The 14,559-nt window shown below is 59.6% G+C and carries 14 protein-coding genes; 5 read left to right on the top strand and 9 right to left on the bottom strand.

Features of this window, described 5'->3' with window-relative positions; all coding sequences use genetic code 11:
* Nucleotides 1–12 precede the first annotated feature (12 nt).
* The 5 genes from AC30D7_RS20105 to AC30D7_RS20125 form a co-directional block, all read right to left on the bottom strand.
* On the bottom strand, nucleotides 13–1,413 hold the full coding sequence (locus tag AC30D7_RS20105) for an AAA family ATPase (protein ID WP_490135222.1): 1,401 nt from the start codon (nucleotides 1,411–1,413) through the stop codon (nucleotides 13–15).
* A gap of 125 nt (nucleotides 1,414–1,538) precedes the next feature.
* Complete coding sequence (gene lapD, locus AC30D7_RS20110; RefSeq protein ID WP_490135223.1) at nucleotides 1,539–3,479, bottom strand: cyclic di-GMP receptor LapD; 1,941 nt, start codon at nucleotides 3,477–3,479, stop codon at nucleotides 1,539–1,541.
* Between the two features lie 22 nt (nucleotides 3,480–3,501).
* A complete protein-coding gene (gene lapG, locus AC30D7_RS20115; RefSeq protein ID WP_490135224.1) occupies nucleotides 3,502–4,209 on the bottom strand; it encodes a cysteine protease LapG in 708 nt (235 codons plus the stop codon).
* 150 nt (nucleotides 4,210–4,359) lie between these two features.
* Entirely contained in the window at nucleotides 4,360–4,755 is a 396-nt protein-coding gene (locus tag AC30D7_RS20120; protein WP_490135225.1) for a YbaN family protein, read from the bottom strand.
* A gap of 10 nt (nucleotides 4,756–4,765) precedes the next feature.
* Nucleotides 4,766–5,353, bottom strand: coding sequence for a UPF0149 family protein (locus AC30D7_RS20125; RefSeq protein WP_007938492.1), 588 nt, complete (start codon nucleotides 5,351–5,353; stop codon nucleotides 4,766–4,768).
* A 284-nt stretch (nucleotides 5,354–5,637) separates the two neighbouring features.
* Here AC30D7_RS20125 and recQ point away from each other — a divergent pair, with 284 nt between their 5' ends.
* The 4 genes from recQ to AC30D7_RS20145 all read left to right on the top strand — a co-directional run bounded on the left by recQ (nucleotide 5,638) and on the right by AC30D7_RS20145 (nucleotide 10,602).
* Nucleotides 5,638–7,764: a DNA helicase RecQ gene (gene recQ / locus AC30D7_RS20130; RefSeq protein WP_490135226.1), complete on the top strand. Its 2,127-nt coding sequence runs from the start codon at nucleotides 5,638–5,640 to the stop codon at nucleotides 7,762–7,764.
* Between the two features lie 119 nt (nucleotides 7,765–7,883).
* The gene (locus AC30D7_RS20135; protein WP_007895007.1) at nucleotides 7,884–8,318 is read left to right on the top strand and encodes a MarR family transcriptional regulator; all 435 of its coding nucleotides are present in this window, start codon (nucleotides 7,884–7,886) and stop codon (nucleotides 8,316–8,318) included.
* 127 nt (nucleotides 8,319–8,445) lie between these two features.
* Complete coding sequence (locus AC30D7_RS20140) at nucleotides 8,446–10,251, top strand: motility hub landmark protein FimV (RefSeq protein ID WP_490135227.1); 1,806 nt, start codon at nucleotides 8,446–8,448, stop codon at nucleotides 10,249–10,251.
* Between the two features lie 63 nt (nucleotides 10,252–10,314).
* Nucleotides 10,315–10,602, top strand: coding sequence for an Rdx family protein (locus AC30D7_RS20145; RefSeq protein WP_007895010.1), 288 nt, complete (start codon nucleotides 10,315–10,317; stop codon nucleotides 10,600–10,602).
* Here the strand turns inward: AC30D7_RS20145 and AC30D7_RS20150 are convergent.
* Both AC30D7_RS20150 and AC30D7_RS20155 read right to left on the bottom strand, forming a co-directional pair.
* Nucleotides 10,596–11,489 (bottom strand): DMT family transporter, encoded by an 894-nt coding sequence (locus AC30D7_RS20150; RefSeq protein ID WP_490135228.1) that lies wholly within the window; start codon nucleotides 11,487–11,489, stop codon nucleotides 10,596–10,598. The genes AC30D7_RS20145 and AC30D7_RS20150 overlap by 7 nt on opposite strands.
* A gap of 121 nt (nucleotides 11,490–11,610) precedes the next feature.
* Complete coding sequence (locus AC30D7_RS20155) at nucleotides 11,611–12,369, bottom strand: helix-turn-helix transcriptional regulator (RefSeq protein WP_490135229.1); 759 nt, start codon at nucleotides 12,367–12,369, stop codon at nucleotides 11,611–11,613.
* A gap of 149 nt (nucleotides 12,370–12,518) precedes the next feature.
* Here AC30D7_RS20155 and AC30D7_RS20160 point away from each other — a divergent pair, with 149 nt between their 5' ends.
* Nucleotides 12,519–13,334 carry a UDP-2,3-diacylglucosamine diphosphatase gene (locus tag AC30D7_RS20160; RefSeq protein WP_490135230.1) on the top strand — a complete coding sequence of 272 codons (816 nt, stop codon included), beginning with the start codon at nucleotides 12,519–12,521 and terminating at the stop codon, nucleotides 13,332–13,334.
* A gap of 153 nt (nucleotides 13,335–13,487) precedes the next feature.
* On the opposite strand, the gene AC30D7_RS20165 is transcribed toward AC30D7_RS20160, so the two are convergent.
* Nucleotides 13,488–14,078 (bottom strand): HD domain-containing protein, encoded by a 591-nt coding sequence (locus AC30D7_RS20165; protein WP_490135231.1) that lies wholly within the window; start codon nucleotides 14,076–14,078, stop codon nucleotides 13,488–13,490.
* Nucleotides 14,079–14,177: 99 nt separating this feature from the next.
* A complete protein-coding gene (locus AC30D7_RS20170) occupies nucleotides 14,178–14,489 on the bottom strand; it encodes an Mpo1-like protein (RefSeq protein WP_490135232.1) in 312 nt (103 codons plus the stop codon).
* Nucleotides 14,490–14,559 lie beyond the last annotated feature (70 nt).

Here is a 14,559-nt window from a genome sequence, read left to right on the forward strand (position 1 = left end):
GACTCCTTCGTCTTACTGTCTTGTCAGCTGTTTACGTTTGAACGTTTCCAGCCTGATCAGCCGGTGGCAATCGAGCATGTTGGGATGTTGAGTGCCGAAATGCTCATCCAGGTACTTGCGCAAAACCTGACCCTCTGCTGATTCATGAAGGTCCTGCTGGATAAGCGCCATGTACGCACTCAGTTTTTGCGCGGGCTCATTGTCGGGTGTTGGATCTATATCCATGACATTAGCGAGCACTTGCGAGCTGGCAACGCCCTGAGTCTGTTGATCCACATTACTCACGATGACCCGCCGTCCCTTCTCATCGGTTGCGGTTTGCAGTACGCGGATACAGTGTGCCGGTACTGAAGTAATGACCTGCGGACTGTGGGTGCTCACTATGAATTGAATACACGGGAAAGCCCCGAGCAAGTCAGGTATGACGGTTTGCTGCCACGCGGGGTGAAGGTGCATGTCGACTTCGTCAATCAACACGACTCCAGTGCTTTCGCGAGGGGCGATGATGCCTAGGTGCGGATTGAGTTTGACGCAGCGGTACGCGATATCGGCAGCCAGAGCGACAATATTGCGAATACCGTCACTGAGCTGGCTGACCTTCAATATTCCGTGAACTGGGTGTTCGAGCACCAGATCGGCGAACTCACTGCTATAAGCCAGGTCCCTCCAGCCAGTTTGGGTGGCCAGGACAGCATTCACTGCGGTTTGTACCGCTAGCACTGGGTGCGCAAACTCGTCTTTTACATCGATACTTAGCTTTCCGCGCTCAATATTACGAATCTGTTCTTCACGATAACTGCGGAAAATTCGTGTGTACCATTTGGCAAAATGTTTATAACTGGAGGCCGGGTCCAGGCAGTCACGATAACCATAGGTTCTGGAAAACTCTGCGTTTTCGGCCTTTTCAAAAGCCGCGGTCAGTTTTTTCTGACTCCAGAGTCGGCCGGTGCCGTAGTAAGCAAGGACGGGTAAGGTTGGAGGTAATTGGTCTTTTACAGCACTGTTGAAAATCAGGGCTTCCAGTACATGAGCGGAGGCTTCCAGCCGGGAGGCCCCAGCGTCGCCACGAGTTTGCGTCCCTTTGCGGATGCTTTCCCGTCGGCGTGACCAGCGTAATTCCTCATTCTGGAATACAGCCTGGGCGGTCAGGCACGCGGGAAGTGAAGGTTCCATCTGATGCGCTGTAACAGGGCGCAGAAAAACATCGTCAGGATGTATTCCCGTAAGATCGTTGGTAGCGCTGCCAAGATCAAAACCACGAACATAGGGCCACAACGCAACCTTGATCGCATCCAACAGGCTGGTCTTGCCTTGACCATTTCGAGCAACCAGCAAGGTCAGCTGGGCATCCAGTTCGAGTGTTAATGTGGGGAAACAGCGATAGTTTTCCAGCTCCAGCCTGATCAGTTTCACAGACTTTCCTCCATGTGGACCGATGCCAGGCTGCGGCAGAGGTGATGTTTCCGGGGAACATATATGGCGCGGATTCTACTGTGAATGAAAACAGGTGAACACCATGGACATAGAGCGCTGTAAAACTACATCGGCTCCGGCGGCCCGATCAACCGCCCCATCACCCCAAACAACCCCAACTCCCGAATCACCTCCAGTTCCCCTTTGGTCTCGACCATTTCCGCAATCAACGGCAGATCGATGCTGTTGGTCGCCCGGTATATCGCATCGATAAACAACCGCTTATCACTCTGCTCATCGATACCCCGAATGTACGCCCCATCGATTTTCAAGTACGCCAACCCCAGTTGAGTCAGGTTGCCGATCTGGCTGAAGCTGCCGCCGAAATGCTGCAGACCGATGCGGTAACCGGTTTTGAGCAGGCTGTGGCTCAGGCGTTGCAGTTCTTCGGGGGGCGGCAGTTGGCGTTCGTCGATTTCCAGGGTCAGCAGAGGCGCCAGTTCCGGCAATGATTGGAGTATGTCGCAGATCAGTTTCAACTGGGTCTGGTCGCGCAGGGTGCTGCCGGACAGGCTCAGCGCGAGCGGCCAGCGGTTGGCGGCGAGGTATTCGAGGGTGGTTTCGAGCATCGCCAGATCGAACCGCGCCGACCAGCCGAGGCGTTCGATCCACGGCAGGAAATGCCCGGCGGCAACGGCCTCGCCTTGCGGGTCGAGCAAGCGCGCGAGGACTTTGTGGTGCAGCACCTGACTGGTGTCGGCGCATTGCACCACCGGTTGGAAATACAACTGCATCTTGCCCTCGGTCAGCGCGTCGTCGATCCAGTTGCGCCAATCATGCTGAGAGTGATTCGACGCAGTGTCGGCCTCGGCCTGGTATGTCCACGGCCGCTCGGGATGTTGCCGGGCCTGTGTCAACGCCTGATCGAGGCGCAGCAGCACATCGTTCGCCGGTTCGCCTGGGTGATAGGCGACCACGCCCAGGTGCGCCACGGGCATGCAGTCGCTGGCGCCGGTCAGGCGCAGGTTTTCCAGGGTGGCGCTGATTTCGGAGGCCAGGCGTGCGGCCTCCTTACTGTCCAGGCCTGGGGTCAGCAAGCTGAATTCGCCGCCGCGATTGCGCGCCGCGAGCCAGGTGCGACGTTCCGCAGGTTGCGTCAGGCGCTTGAGCAATTCGCCGACGGCGCTGATCAGGGCATCGGTGCGCTGGCCGCCCAAACGTTGATTGAGGCCGATCAGGTCGTTGATCCGCAGCATCAACAAATGACCGTCGCGGCTTTGTTCGGACTCCAGTAATTGGTCGGCCAGTTGTTCATCCAGCAAGCGCCGGTTGGCCAGGCCCGTGAGATTGTCCTGATAGGATTCGGACCGCAGTTTTTCGCTGCGCGCGGCCTCTTCGGCGAATAGCGCTTTGAGTTTTTCGACCATCTGGTTCATGGCCAGCACCACGCGTTTGAGCTCCGGCGTGCGCGGCAGTTTCGGCAGACTGCGGAACTCGCGTTTACTGATGGCTTCCGCCTGTTTGACCATGTTGTCGAGCGGCCGCAGTTGCCGGCGCAACAGCCAGCCACCAAACACGGCGCTGAGCAATCCACAAATCAACAGCCAGATCAGGCTGCCAAGGGTGCTGTCCCAGAGTTTGGCCAGGGCGAACTGCGGGTTGCTCAGCACTTCGACCCGGGCTGCCTGGTCCCAGCCACGCGAGACCAGCGCATCGCCACCTTGTGGGCGCAGGTTCACCAGATCGACAAACCAACCAGGAACACCCTCGATTTTGGCCGGTGCACTGCGCTCCACCAGCACTTGTTCATTCTCGATGTTGATGACTCGGATGCTGCTGAAATAGCCGCTGTCGAAAATCGAGCTGACCATCAATTCGATCATCGCCGGGTCGTCGATCTGCGCAGTCAACGACAAGCCCAGCGCCGTGGCGGCATCCTGGGCGTGGGAGCGCAACTGGCTGAGCATCTGTTCGCGAGAGCTTTCCAGGCTGACAAAAAAGCTGCCGCTGAAGGCCACCAGCAAGAACAGGCAAATGGCGAGGAACAACTGTTTGCGCAGTGACATGAAAACACTCCTTGCAAGGCGGCTAGCCTTCGCCCACGGCGAACCCTTCGGTTTGCATCTTTTTCAATACGTCTTGCCAGCGCGACAGCTTTTTCGAGTCGCTGCTGCGTTTGCCACCATTGGCCCCCGGCAAGTACAGGCCTTCGGCGTTGAAGGCGTACACCGGCAGCAAGTCTTTGCGTTGGGAGGCGGGGCGGATCTCGTCGATCAGGTTGTCCAGCACCAGTGGATCGGCCGTGGGGCTGCTGTAGAAGGTCAGCACCATGTGCGCCTGGTTCTGGCTCAGGGCCTTGACGTAGGTGATGCGCAGCTTTTCGCTGGGAATACCGAGGTGACGCAGACTGAAATATTTCGCCAGGGCGTAGTCTTCACAGTCGCCTGCGGCTTTGATCAAGGACTCCACGGGCGTGGCCCAGTAGTCGGTCTGATGCCAGATGCGCGTGTCATCCTGAAAACTCAATTGCTGATTGAAGAAGTGATTAACCGCGTTCAGCTGTTCGCGCTCAGGCTGGTTGCGTTCGCTTTGCAGCATTTGGCTCCAGGCCTCAATCCGTCCCCGGGCCTCGCCAAGGGGGCCGTAGCGTTTTTCGGCCGTTTGCAGAACCTGCGCAAAATCCCAGTCGGCCCAGACACTGCCCAACCCAGCCAGCAGAAAACTCGCCAGCAACAGCCATCCGCCGAACCGAAGTCGGAGCGTTGACCATCCTGGACTACGCAGACTGCGGGACATGTCTGGCTGCTCGGGTGCAGATGTCTGAAGTCTAGGTGGTGTTTACGGCGAGGGAGGGCAGGTCGTCGGACGAAAGGATGTCGGCGGGTTGTTTCTTGTGGCGAGGGAGCAAGCTCCCTCGCCACAAAAGCCTCGAGCCACAGAGGGGGATCAGGGCTTATGCAGGGTTTTCTGTTTGAGGATATAAACCGTCACCAGCACCGCGCTGGTCAGCATGAACCCGCGCGCCCACGGCAGGGGCACCAGGTAGCAGGAGAGCAGGATGCTCGTCCACATCAACCCGATGGTGTAGACCTTGCCCTTGAGCGGAATGCCGTTGCCGTCCAGATAGTCGCGAATCCAGGGGCCAAGCCGTGGATGTTCAACCAGCCAGTGATAGAAACGCGGCGAACTGCGGGCGAAGCAGGCTGCCGCCAACAGCAGGAACGGTGTGGTGGGCAGCACCGGCAGGAAAATCCCGATCACCCCCAGCACTACGCTTAGCCAGCCGATGGCCAGCAGCACGTAGCGCAACATCAGGGGGCGGTTGCCTATGGGTTTGTCCATAGGCAAAACCTTAGTGGTGACGTGGCTTGAGGATCGCCGGCTTTTCGTCTGGCGCGTTGCACAGCAAGTACAGCGCGGTCAGGGCTTCCGGGATTTGCACGATCATGTCGTCCATCAGGTTGGCGTCGGCCGCGATGTCGGAGAACTCAGGCTGTTCGTCGAACAGACCCGAACCCACCATGATCGGCAGCAGCATTTCACTGACTTCGTCTTCGGCGGTTTCGAACCAGGCGGCTTCGCGCAGGAACACGCCTTCCATGAAACCGATGCACCAGCCGCGCAGGTCGGAATCGTCCGGGTCGTCGCCCAGGTCGAGATCGCACGGCAGCTCGAACTCTTCGTCGGACGCCAGTTGGCGGGCGATGTGAGCCTTGAGCAGCACCAGGGTGGATTCGATCGCTTCACGCTCGGTGTCGTCGGCGTAATGCGGCTCTTCGGCGAACAGAGCGTCGATCCACTCTCGGTCGGGAACGCTTTCGGAACAGATCGACAGCGCAGTGAGGTAGCCGTGGGCGGCCACATAGTCCAGCGCCTCGTCATGCAGCTCGTCGGCGTCGAGGAAGACTTGCAGGCGGGTTAGTTGCTCAGCGAAGGACATTAAAGGGCTACCTTGGGGAATATACGATGCGGGAATTCTAGGCCTTCTTGAGCGCTCAGGCCAGCCGCGCGGCATATTTGCTCCCGCGGTTGGCTTGCGTGCGTCTTATCAGCGGCGCCCTTTGCAGGGGAGGGCTCGGGTATACTCGCGCGTTTTGTGATGCCCTGCTGGCGTCACGGCTGAAATATGCAGCGTCATGCAATGCGTACTTACGATTTGTTTGTGCAGCTTTCGTGGTTCTGAACCAGCCTTGCAGGGATGTTTCGGTGATTTTTGGAGTTTTTATGCTCGAACAGGCTCAACGCGTCCTCAAGGACATCTTCGGCTACGACAGTTTCCGTGGCCGTCAGGGTGCAATCATTGAGCGCGTGGCCAGTGGCGGCGACGCCCTGGTGCTGATGCCTACCGGGGGCGGCAAGTCCTTGTGCTTCCAGGTGCCGGCGCTGCTGCGCGAAGGCTTGGCGGTGGTGGTGTCGCCGCTGATCGCGCTGATGGACGATCAGGTCGCCACCCTCGAAGAGCTGGGCGTCGCCGCGGCGTCGTTGAACTCCACCCTCAGCGCCGAGCAGCAGCGTGATCTTGCTGCACGGATCAAGCGCGGCGAGGTGAAAATGCTCTACCTGGCGCCCGAGCGCCTGGTGCAGCCACGGATGCTGGCCTTCCTGCAAAGCCTCGAAATCGCCCTGTTCGCCATCGACGAAGCGCACTGCGTGTCCCAATGGGGGCACGATTTCCGCCGCGAATACCTGCAACTGGGTCAATTGGCTGAACTGTTCCCCAGCGTTCCGCGCATCGCCCTGACCGCCACCGCTGACAAGCGCACCCGGGAAGAAATCGTCGATCGCCTGCATTTGCAGGATGCCGAGCGTTTTCTGTCGAGTTTCGACCGCCCCAACATTTTTTATCGCATCGTGCCCAAGGAGCAACCGCGCAAGCAGTTGCTGGCGTTCCTCGCCGAGCGGCGCAGCGATGCCGGCATCGTTTATTGCCTGTCGCGCAAAAAGGTCGACGAAGTGGCGGTGTTCCTCAGTGAGCAAGGCTTCCCGGCGCTGCCGTACCACGCCGGTCTGGCCAACGAAACCCGGGCGCATCACCAAAAACGCTTCCTCAACGAGGAAGGCCTGATCATGGTCGCCACCGTGGCGTTCGGCATGGGCATCGACAAGCCCAACGTGCGTTTTGTGGCTCACCTCGACTTGCCGAAATCCCTTGAAGCGTATTACCAGGAAACCGGTCGCGGCGGGCGTGACGGCCTGCCAGCGGATGCCTGGATGGCGTATGGCTTGCAAGACGTGGTGATGCTCAAGCAGATGCTGCAAAACTCCGAAGGCGACGAACGCCACAAGCGTCTGGAGCAGCACAAGCTCGACGCCATGCTCTCACTTTGCGAAGAAACCCGTTGCCGCCGCCAGACCCTGCTCGCGTACTTCGACGAAGACATGCCCGAGCCCTGCGGCCACTGCGACAACTGCGTCGACGGCGTGCAGACCTGGGACGCCACCGAGCCGGCCCGCCAGGCGCTGTCGGCGATCTACCGTACTGGCCAGCGCTATGGCGTCGGCCATCTGGTGGACGTGTTGCTGGGCAAGGACAACGAAAAGATCCGCAGCTTCGGTCATCAGCATTTGTCGGTATACGGCGTAGGCAAAGCGCTGGGCGAAAGTGAATGGCGCTCCTTGTTCCGACAACTGGTGGCTCGCGGGCTGGCGGACATTGACCTTGAAGGTTACGGCGGGCTGCGCCTGAGTGATACCTGCCGACCGTTGCTCAAGGGCGAAGTGACCCTGGAGCTGCGCCGCGACCTCAAGCCGCAAACAACCGCCAAAAGCAGCAAGAGCCAGGCGAGCCAACTGGTTCGTTTCGAGGAGCGCGAACAGTGGGAAGCCCTGCGCGCCTTGCGCCGCAAACTGGCCGAAGAACATGGCGTGCCGCCGTACGTCATCTTCCCCGACTCGACGCTGCTGGAAATGCTCCGCAGCCAGCCGACCTCGCTGGCGGAAATGGCCACGGTGAGCGGTGTCGGCGCACGCAAGCTGGAACGTTACGGCGAGGCCTTCCTCGAAGTGCTCGGTGGCCAGGTCGAGGCGCCGAAGGTGGTGGCCGACGTGCGCCACGAGCTGATCACCCTGGCCCGGGCCGGTATGACACCGCTGCAGATCGCCGGTCAGCTGCAATGCTCGGAAAAGAACGTCTACACGATGCTCGCCGAGGCCATCGGCAAGCAGCAGCTGTCACTGGAACAGGCGCTGGACCTGCCCGAAGAGTTGATGGGCGAAGTTCAGGACGCCTTCCTCGACGGTGAAGGCGAGTTGCCGCCGGTGGCGGAGATCGCCGCGTTGTTCGCAGGGCGGGTGCCGGAAGGCGTTTTGTATTGCGTACGTGCCGCGCTGCAGTCGGAATTCGAAATTTGAATGATCTGTCGCGCAGATGTAACGATTCAGTACAGAGCAAACCTTGCCTATAGCCAAAGGTCATGCTTAGCTGACTAATAATTAGTTTTTCTCTATTTCAGTCTAACCATGAGTGTTTTATGCCGTTAACCGATCAACACCGCTTTGGCATGCAACTGGCCCAGATGTCTCGGGGCTGGCGTGCCGAACTGGACCGCCGGCTGGCTGGCCTGGGTCTGTCCCAGGCGCGCTGGCTGGTGCTGCTGCACCTGGCGCGTTTCGATGATGCTCCCACCCAGCGTGAACTGGCGCAAAGCGTCGGCGTCGAAGGGCCTACCCTGGCTCGACTGCTCGACAGCCTGGAAAGTCAGGGCCTGGTGCAACGCCAATCGGTGCTGGAAGACCGTCGGGCGAAAAAAATCGTCCTCTGTGCCCCGGCCCGCCCCTTGATCGAACAAATTGAAACCATTGCCACGCAACTGCGCCACGAATTGTTCGAAGGCGTTGATGAGGCGGATTTGAAGGTCTGCATGCGGGTCCACGGGCACATCCTGGCCAACCTGGAAAAATCTTGAGGCACAACCACGCGTCGGACTTTTGAGATACCCCGTTGGGCAGACTATAAAGAACTACTAGGCAATATCGTGTTCGTACCGGATGTGCGAACACGTACAGGTTGGTTCTGGTTATTAAGGGATGCTCATGCTCGAGAGTTGGCAAATCGTATTGCGGTGTTGCGCCAGGCTGTTGCTGGTTGGTGGTGCTGTCACATACTCGGCATTGGCTCCTGCGCTAGGGTTGGGCGACATCACCCAGCATTCGGCGCTCAACCAGCCGTTCAGCGCTGATATCGCCCTGCTGGATGTCGGGGGGCTGGAGGAGGGCGAGCTGTCGGTCAGCCTGGCGACGGCGGAAGAATTCAGCCGCGCCGGTGTCGAGCGGGTGTTCTTTCTCAATAACCTGAAGTTCACGCCGATCCTGCGGGGCAACCGCAACCTGATCCGGGTGACGTCCAGTAAACCGGTCAAGGAACCCTTTCTGAATTTTCTGGTGCAGCTCAATCAGCCCAACGGGCGTTTGCTGCGCGAGTACACCGTGCTGATCGATCCGCCAGGTTCACCTGGGATCGTTCCTGTCAACGACGACCCCGCGCCGAGCCCTCAGGATTCCGCGTTCCCGTCCGTTGAACCGGCTGTTGCACCGCCACCTGCGGTGAATAGTTCGGCACCCAAGCCTGATGTCGATAAACCAGCCGCCACGCCGGCGAATGATCCTGTTGCCGAACAACTGGCCACCAGCGTGCTGCAAAACCAGCAGTTGCAAAAGACCATTGATGAACTCAATGCGAAGCTGCAGGCGCAGGACGAGCAGATCGCCGTTCAGAAAAAACAGGTGGCTGAGTTGCAAACCCAACTGACGGAAGTCAAACAGGCGTCGGCGGCGCCCGCCGCACCCGAGGTGCCGGCGCCGGTTCCGGTGGTTGTCGAGACGTCCGAAGCATCCCATTGGCCGCTGATCATCGGGTTGCTGTCGTTAGTGGCCCTGGGGTTGCTGGTAGTGTTCATTCGCCGTCAACGACAGCAGGTTCAGGCCTTGCCCGAGCCGTTGCCCGTGCAACCGTCACGTCATGAATCGGTGCTCAACCGCACAGCAGATCCGGCCAGGTCAGCCACCCAGGCGCAATCGCTAGGCGGCTCGGCTGATGAGACTGCCGCAGGCGACGTGCTGGAAGGGGTGAGTATCTACCTCGCCTATGGCCGTTTAGCCGAAGCTGCCGGTTTGTTGCGAGAGGCGTTGGTCAAGGAACCCCAGCGCACCGATCTGGCCGTACAGCTGCTGGAGGTTCTTGGTAAGCAGGGTGACGTGCAAGCGTATGACGCGCAGGAAAGTAACCTGCGTGAGGCCGGGTTTGACACACAGCAACTTCAGGACATTCGCGCTCGCCATCCGAAACTGATCGACGCCGTCGCACCGGCGGTCGCTGCCGTAGCGGTGGCTCCACCGACGGTAGCCGCTCCCGAAGCGGCACCTGGCGATGAGTTCCAGTTGAACCTCGACGACCTGTCGATGGATGCAAACTGGGACCTGATCAGCCCCTTCGACAACTCACCGCCCAGCACCAAACCGTCGAATGAGCCGGCGGCGGACGAGCCCGGGTTCACTTCGAATTTGCATGTGTTGCCGGACGTCTTCGAAATACCCGACGAGCCGACACTGGACGAGCCCGAGCTTGAATGGGTCGCCGAACCTGACTCGCAATCTCTGGACGAGACCTTTCTCAACGAGTTCAGCGAATCCGGGCAGTCGCTGGAGCTTGAACCACTGAATGCTGAATTGATCGATCTTGAACCGGCCGGGCCAAGCAGCGCGGGCAAACTCGAACAGGCCCAGACCTGCATCGACGACGGCGATCTGGACAGTGCTATCGAGCTGCTGAACGAGTTGCTCAAGGAAGGCGACGAACCGCTGAAGGAAACGGCCCGAACGCTGTTGGCGGGTATTCGCTGAAGATCATTTCAGTTATGCGGTTTATCATGGCGACGCCCCATAGGCACAGGAGTTTTGCCAGTCATGACCGCACGTAAACCGGAAATCGTCATCACCTACTGCACGCAATGCCAATGGCTGTTGCGCGCCGCCTGGCTGGCCCAGGAACTGCTCAGCACCTTCGGCGACGACCTGGGCAAAGTATCCCTGGTGCCCGGCACTGGTGGGGTATTCCACATTTTTTGCGACGATGTGCAGCTCTGGGAGCGCAAGGCCGACGGCGGTTTCCCCGAGGCCAAGGTGCTTAAGCAGCGGGTCCGCGATCAGATCGATCCGGACCGTGACCTGGGCCACAACGACCGCACTCAGTGAGACGGCGCTTGCGTGGCAACGGTCTTTTTGTTTGAACTGCCGGACAACCGGCTGGAGACCACGATGGCCACGATGATCAACGCGCCGCCGATCAGCATGCGCAGCGTCGGGTTTTCATCGAACAACAGCCAAGCCATGGTGATGCCATAAACTGGCTCCATTGCGAACACCACTGACGCGGTCCGGGCCTTGATCACCGCCAGGCTGGCGACGAACAGACTGTGAGCGACACCGGTGCAGAACACCCCGAGCAGGCCGATCCACAGCCAGTCGACGGCACGTACTTCGCTCAACTGCGGCATCGCCACCGGCAGCAGGCAGATCGCAACCACTACGTTCTGACACAGCGCCGCCTGCACCGGCGGGATTCGCCCGGAGCTGGCGCGGTTGGTCAGGGACAGCAGGGAGAACAGTAGGCCGGAGGCCACTGCCCACAACAGGCCGGTGGTGGCGCCGCTGGCCAGATCGAAGTCCGGCGTGACCAATATCAAACCGATGCTGACCAACACCACCAGCAGAATTTCATTGGCGCGGATGCGCTCGCGGAAAATCAGCCCTTCGAGGATCACGGTAAACGCCGGGAAACTGGCAAAGCCCAGGGTCGCGATCGCCACCCCGGCCACCTTCACTGCAATGAAGAAACTCACCCAGTGCCCGGTCAGCAGCAAGCCGCTGAGCAACAGGCGGCGCCAGTCCACGGCGTCGAGTGTCTGCCAACGGGTATTACTGGCGAACCGGGCGAAAAATGCCAGGGCGAGGACGGCAAATGCGGCACGACCGAACACGATGATCGCCGGCGAGGCGGCGGCGAGTTTGCCGAACACACCGGTCAGGCCGAACATCAGTGCACCGATATGCAGAGCGCCAAGGGCGGTACGGGGAGTCATTGCAGTCCTTGAAAAAGGTATCGAGTCTGGCCGACAACACTGTCGACCTGTGTAGGAGCGGCCTTGGGCAGCTCCTACACAATGAACGATGTGCTTGCGGGTGTCTGTCGCCAGACTCGCGTCATTTGTCGCCAGCCTCGCGACGCAATTTACCGGGGGAGACGCCGAATTCACGCAGCACCGCCGCAGCGAATGCGCTCTGGGAGCTGTAGCCGACCCGACATGCGATCTCGCCAATGGGCAGCGCCGAATCGCGCAACAAGCGCACGGCAATGTGCAGCCGCCGACTGCGGATGTAGTCCATCGGTGTCTGCCCGCATTCCGCCACGAACCGCGCATGCAAGCGAGCGCTGGACAGGCCGGCGATGCGCGCCAGATCGGCAACTTGCAGTGGATAGGCCGCGTATTGATCGATGTGCGCATTGAGCGCCGCATACGGCAGGCGTCGACCGCCAACACTGTCGGGTTTGGCGTTGTTGAGGCTGGCCAGCAGCAACACCGCGCCTTGCTGGGCGATCAGCGGATCGCCGATCGGGCTGCCCGCCAGCCAGCTCACCAATTGGCTCTGCCCGGCGTCCAGCGACAGGCGCCCGGCATTGTCGAGCAAGCGACGGCTGGCCTCGGTGTGGTCCCCCATTGACTGAGACACCCACTGATCGCTTGGCACATCCAGCACCAGGCATCGACTGCCATGGGCACTGTCGCAGGCATGATGCGCCCCGGACGGCACCACCACGAAACTCTGCTGAACCACCTGACTGCCAAGCCCCTCGACCTCGAAATCCAGTGCGCCCGACAGCCCGAACACCAGTTGAGCGTGGTCGTGGCTGTGGACGATCAGGTCGTGGGTGTATTGGCGCAGTGTGAGGATCGGTCTCATCGCAGGTCTCGTGGCGATGTTGATGAGTGAAGCCGCCAGTCTACACCGGGGGCTTGCTTTCGCGTGATGTCACAGGACTGACTTGCGATTGTCATGGGCAATTAATCCGACCGGCGCAAGCTTGCCAAAACTTGTCCAGAGGGTTGCCCATGACCAGCGCCGAGCTCGCCAAACCCAGCCGTAAGCAACGTGTGCGGACCTTATGGATTTCCGACGTGCATTTGGGCACACGGGACTGTCAGGCCGAACACCTGTCGCAGTTTCTCAAGGGCTACCATGCCGACAGGATTTACCTGGTCGGTGACATCATCGACGGCTGGAAGCTGCGCAGCGGCATGTATTGGCCCCAGGCGCACACCAACGTGATTCGTCGCCTGCTGACCATGAGCAAGCGCGGCACAGAAGTGATCTACGTCACCGGCAACCATGACGAATTCCTGCGCCGTTATTCGAAACTGATGCTGGGCAATATCCAGCTGGTGGACGAAGCCGTGCACGTGACCGCCGATGGTCGTCATCTGCTGGTGATTCATGGCGATCAGTTCGACGTGATTACTCGCTATCACCGCTGGCTGGCGTTCCTCGGCGACTCGGCCTACGAATTTACCCTGACCCTCAACCGCTGGCTCAACCATTGGCGGGCCCGTTATGGCTACGGTTATTGGTCGTTGTCGGCGTACCTCAAGCACAAGGTCAAGACCGCCGTCAGTTTCATCAGTGATTTTGAGGAAGCCATCGCTCACGAATGCGTCAAACGCGAGTTGCATGGCGTGGTCTGCGGGCACATTCACCATGCCGAGATTCGCAAGGTTGGCGAGGTGGATTACCTCAATTGTGGGGATTGGGTGGAGTCGTGCACGGCGCTGATCGAGCATTGGGATGGCTCGATCGAGTTGTATCGGTTGGCCGATGCCCAGGCGCGGGAGGCGGAGTTGAAGACGGTGAAGGTTGCGGAGCCGGCGTAACCTGCCAGAAATGGAGTGCCTGGGAAGGCCTCTTCGCGAGCAAGCCCGCTCCCACATTGGATCTTCTGTGAACACAATATTTGTGACCACCGCAGATCCAATGTGGGAGCGGGCTTGCTCGCGAATGGACCGCGCAGCGGTCCCCGACATTCTTCAGGCCGGCGCCTGTTCTTCCATCGCCGCCTTGTAGATCGAATGCTTCGGCTGTGCAAACAACCGCTCCATCATCGGTTCGAAAAAGCTCAGCGGCAGTGTGTCGTATGCCGGATCGAACGCCGCCGCATCGTACCGGGCGCAAAATTCGATGGTCGCCCGATACTGAGGATGAGCGCTGAATTGCTCGCGCAAATGCCGGTCCATCCCCAGGTGATGGAAGAAGTAATAGCCCTGGAAAATCCCGTGTTTCTCCACCATCCACAGGTTCTCGGCACTGACGAACGGCTTGAGGATCGCCGCAGCGATGTCCGGGTGGTTGTAGGAGCCCAGTGTGTCGCCGATGTCATGGAGCAGGGCGCAGACGACGTATTCCTCGTCGCGACCATCGCGCCAGGCACGGCTGGCGGTTTGCAGGGAGTGGGTCAGGCGATCCACCGGGAATCCGCCGAAATCACCCTCCAGTAACTTCAAATGCGCCACGATCCTTGTAGGCAATTGCCGGGCATAGGCGCCGAAATCTGCGGCGATGATCGCCCAGTCTTCCTGCGTGCCGTCCTGCATGTGGGTAAAACGGGCGCGAGCATTCATCGGCTATTCTCTTGTTCTTGTCGAAAGGGATGTTTCGAGTGTAAGCCTTGGATCCAGCGCTGCACTGGCTGAACAGGACGCGTTTGTGGCTAATGGAGCCTAGAACGGCACGCGACCTGCAATCATGTCGCGGTACATGACGAAATCGCCGAGCAAGCTGTAAAGAGGATGCTGAAAGGTTGCAGGACGATTCTTTTCGAAGAAGAAATGTCCGGTCCAGGCAAAGCTGTAACCGGCCAGCGGCAGGGCCAATAACAGCCACCATGCGCTTTTGGCGAGGGCCAGCGCCAATATGAAAATGACCAATGTGGTGCCGACAAAGTGCAATCGTCGGCAAGTGCTGTTGCTGTGTTCGCTGAGGTAATACGGGTAAAACTCAGCGAAGCTGTTGAAGCGTTTGATGTTTTCCACGACTGCGACCTCTGTGGTGGGTGTGCAGGCGACAAGTTGTGCTGCGGGTAGCTTATTTAAGTCTAGAGTG

This window comes from Pseudomonas sp. DF5 (assembly GCF_058148225.1).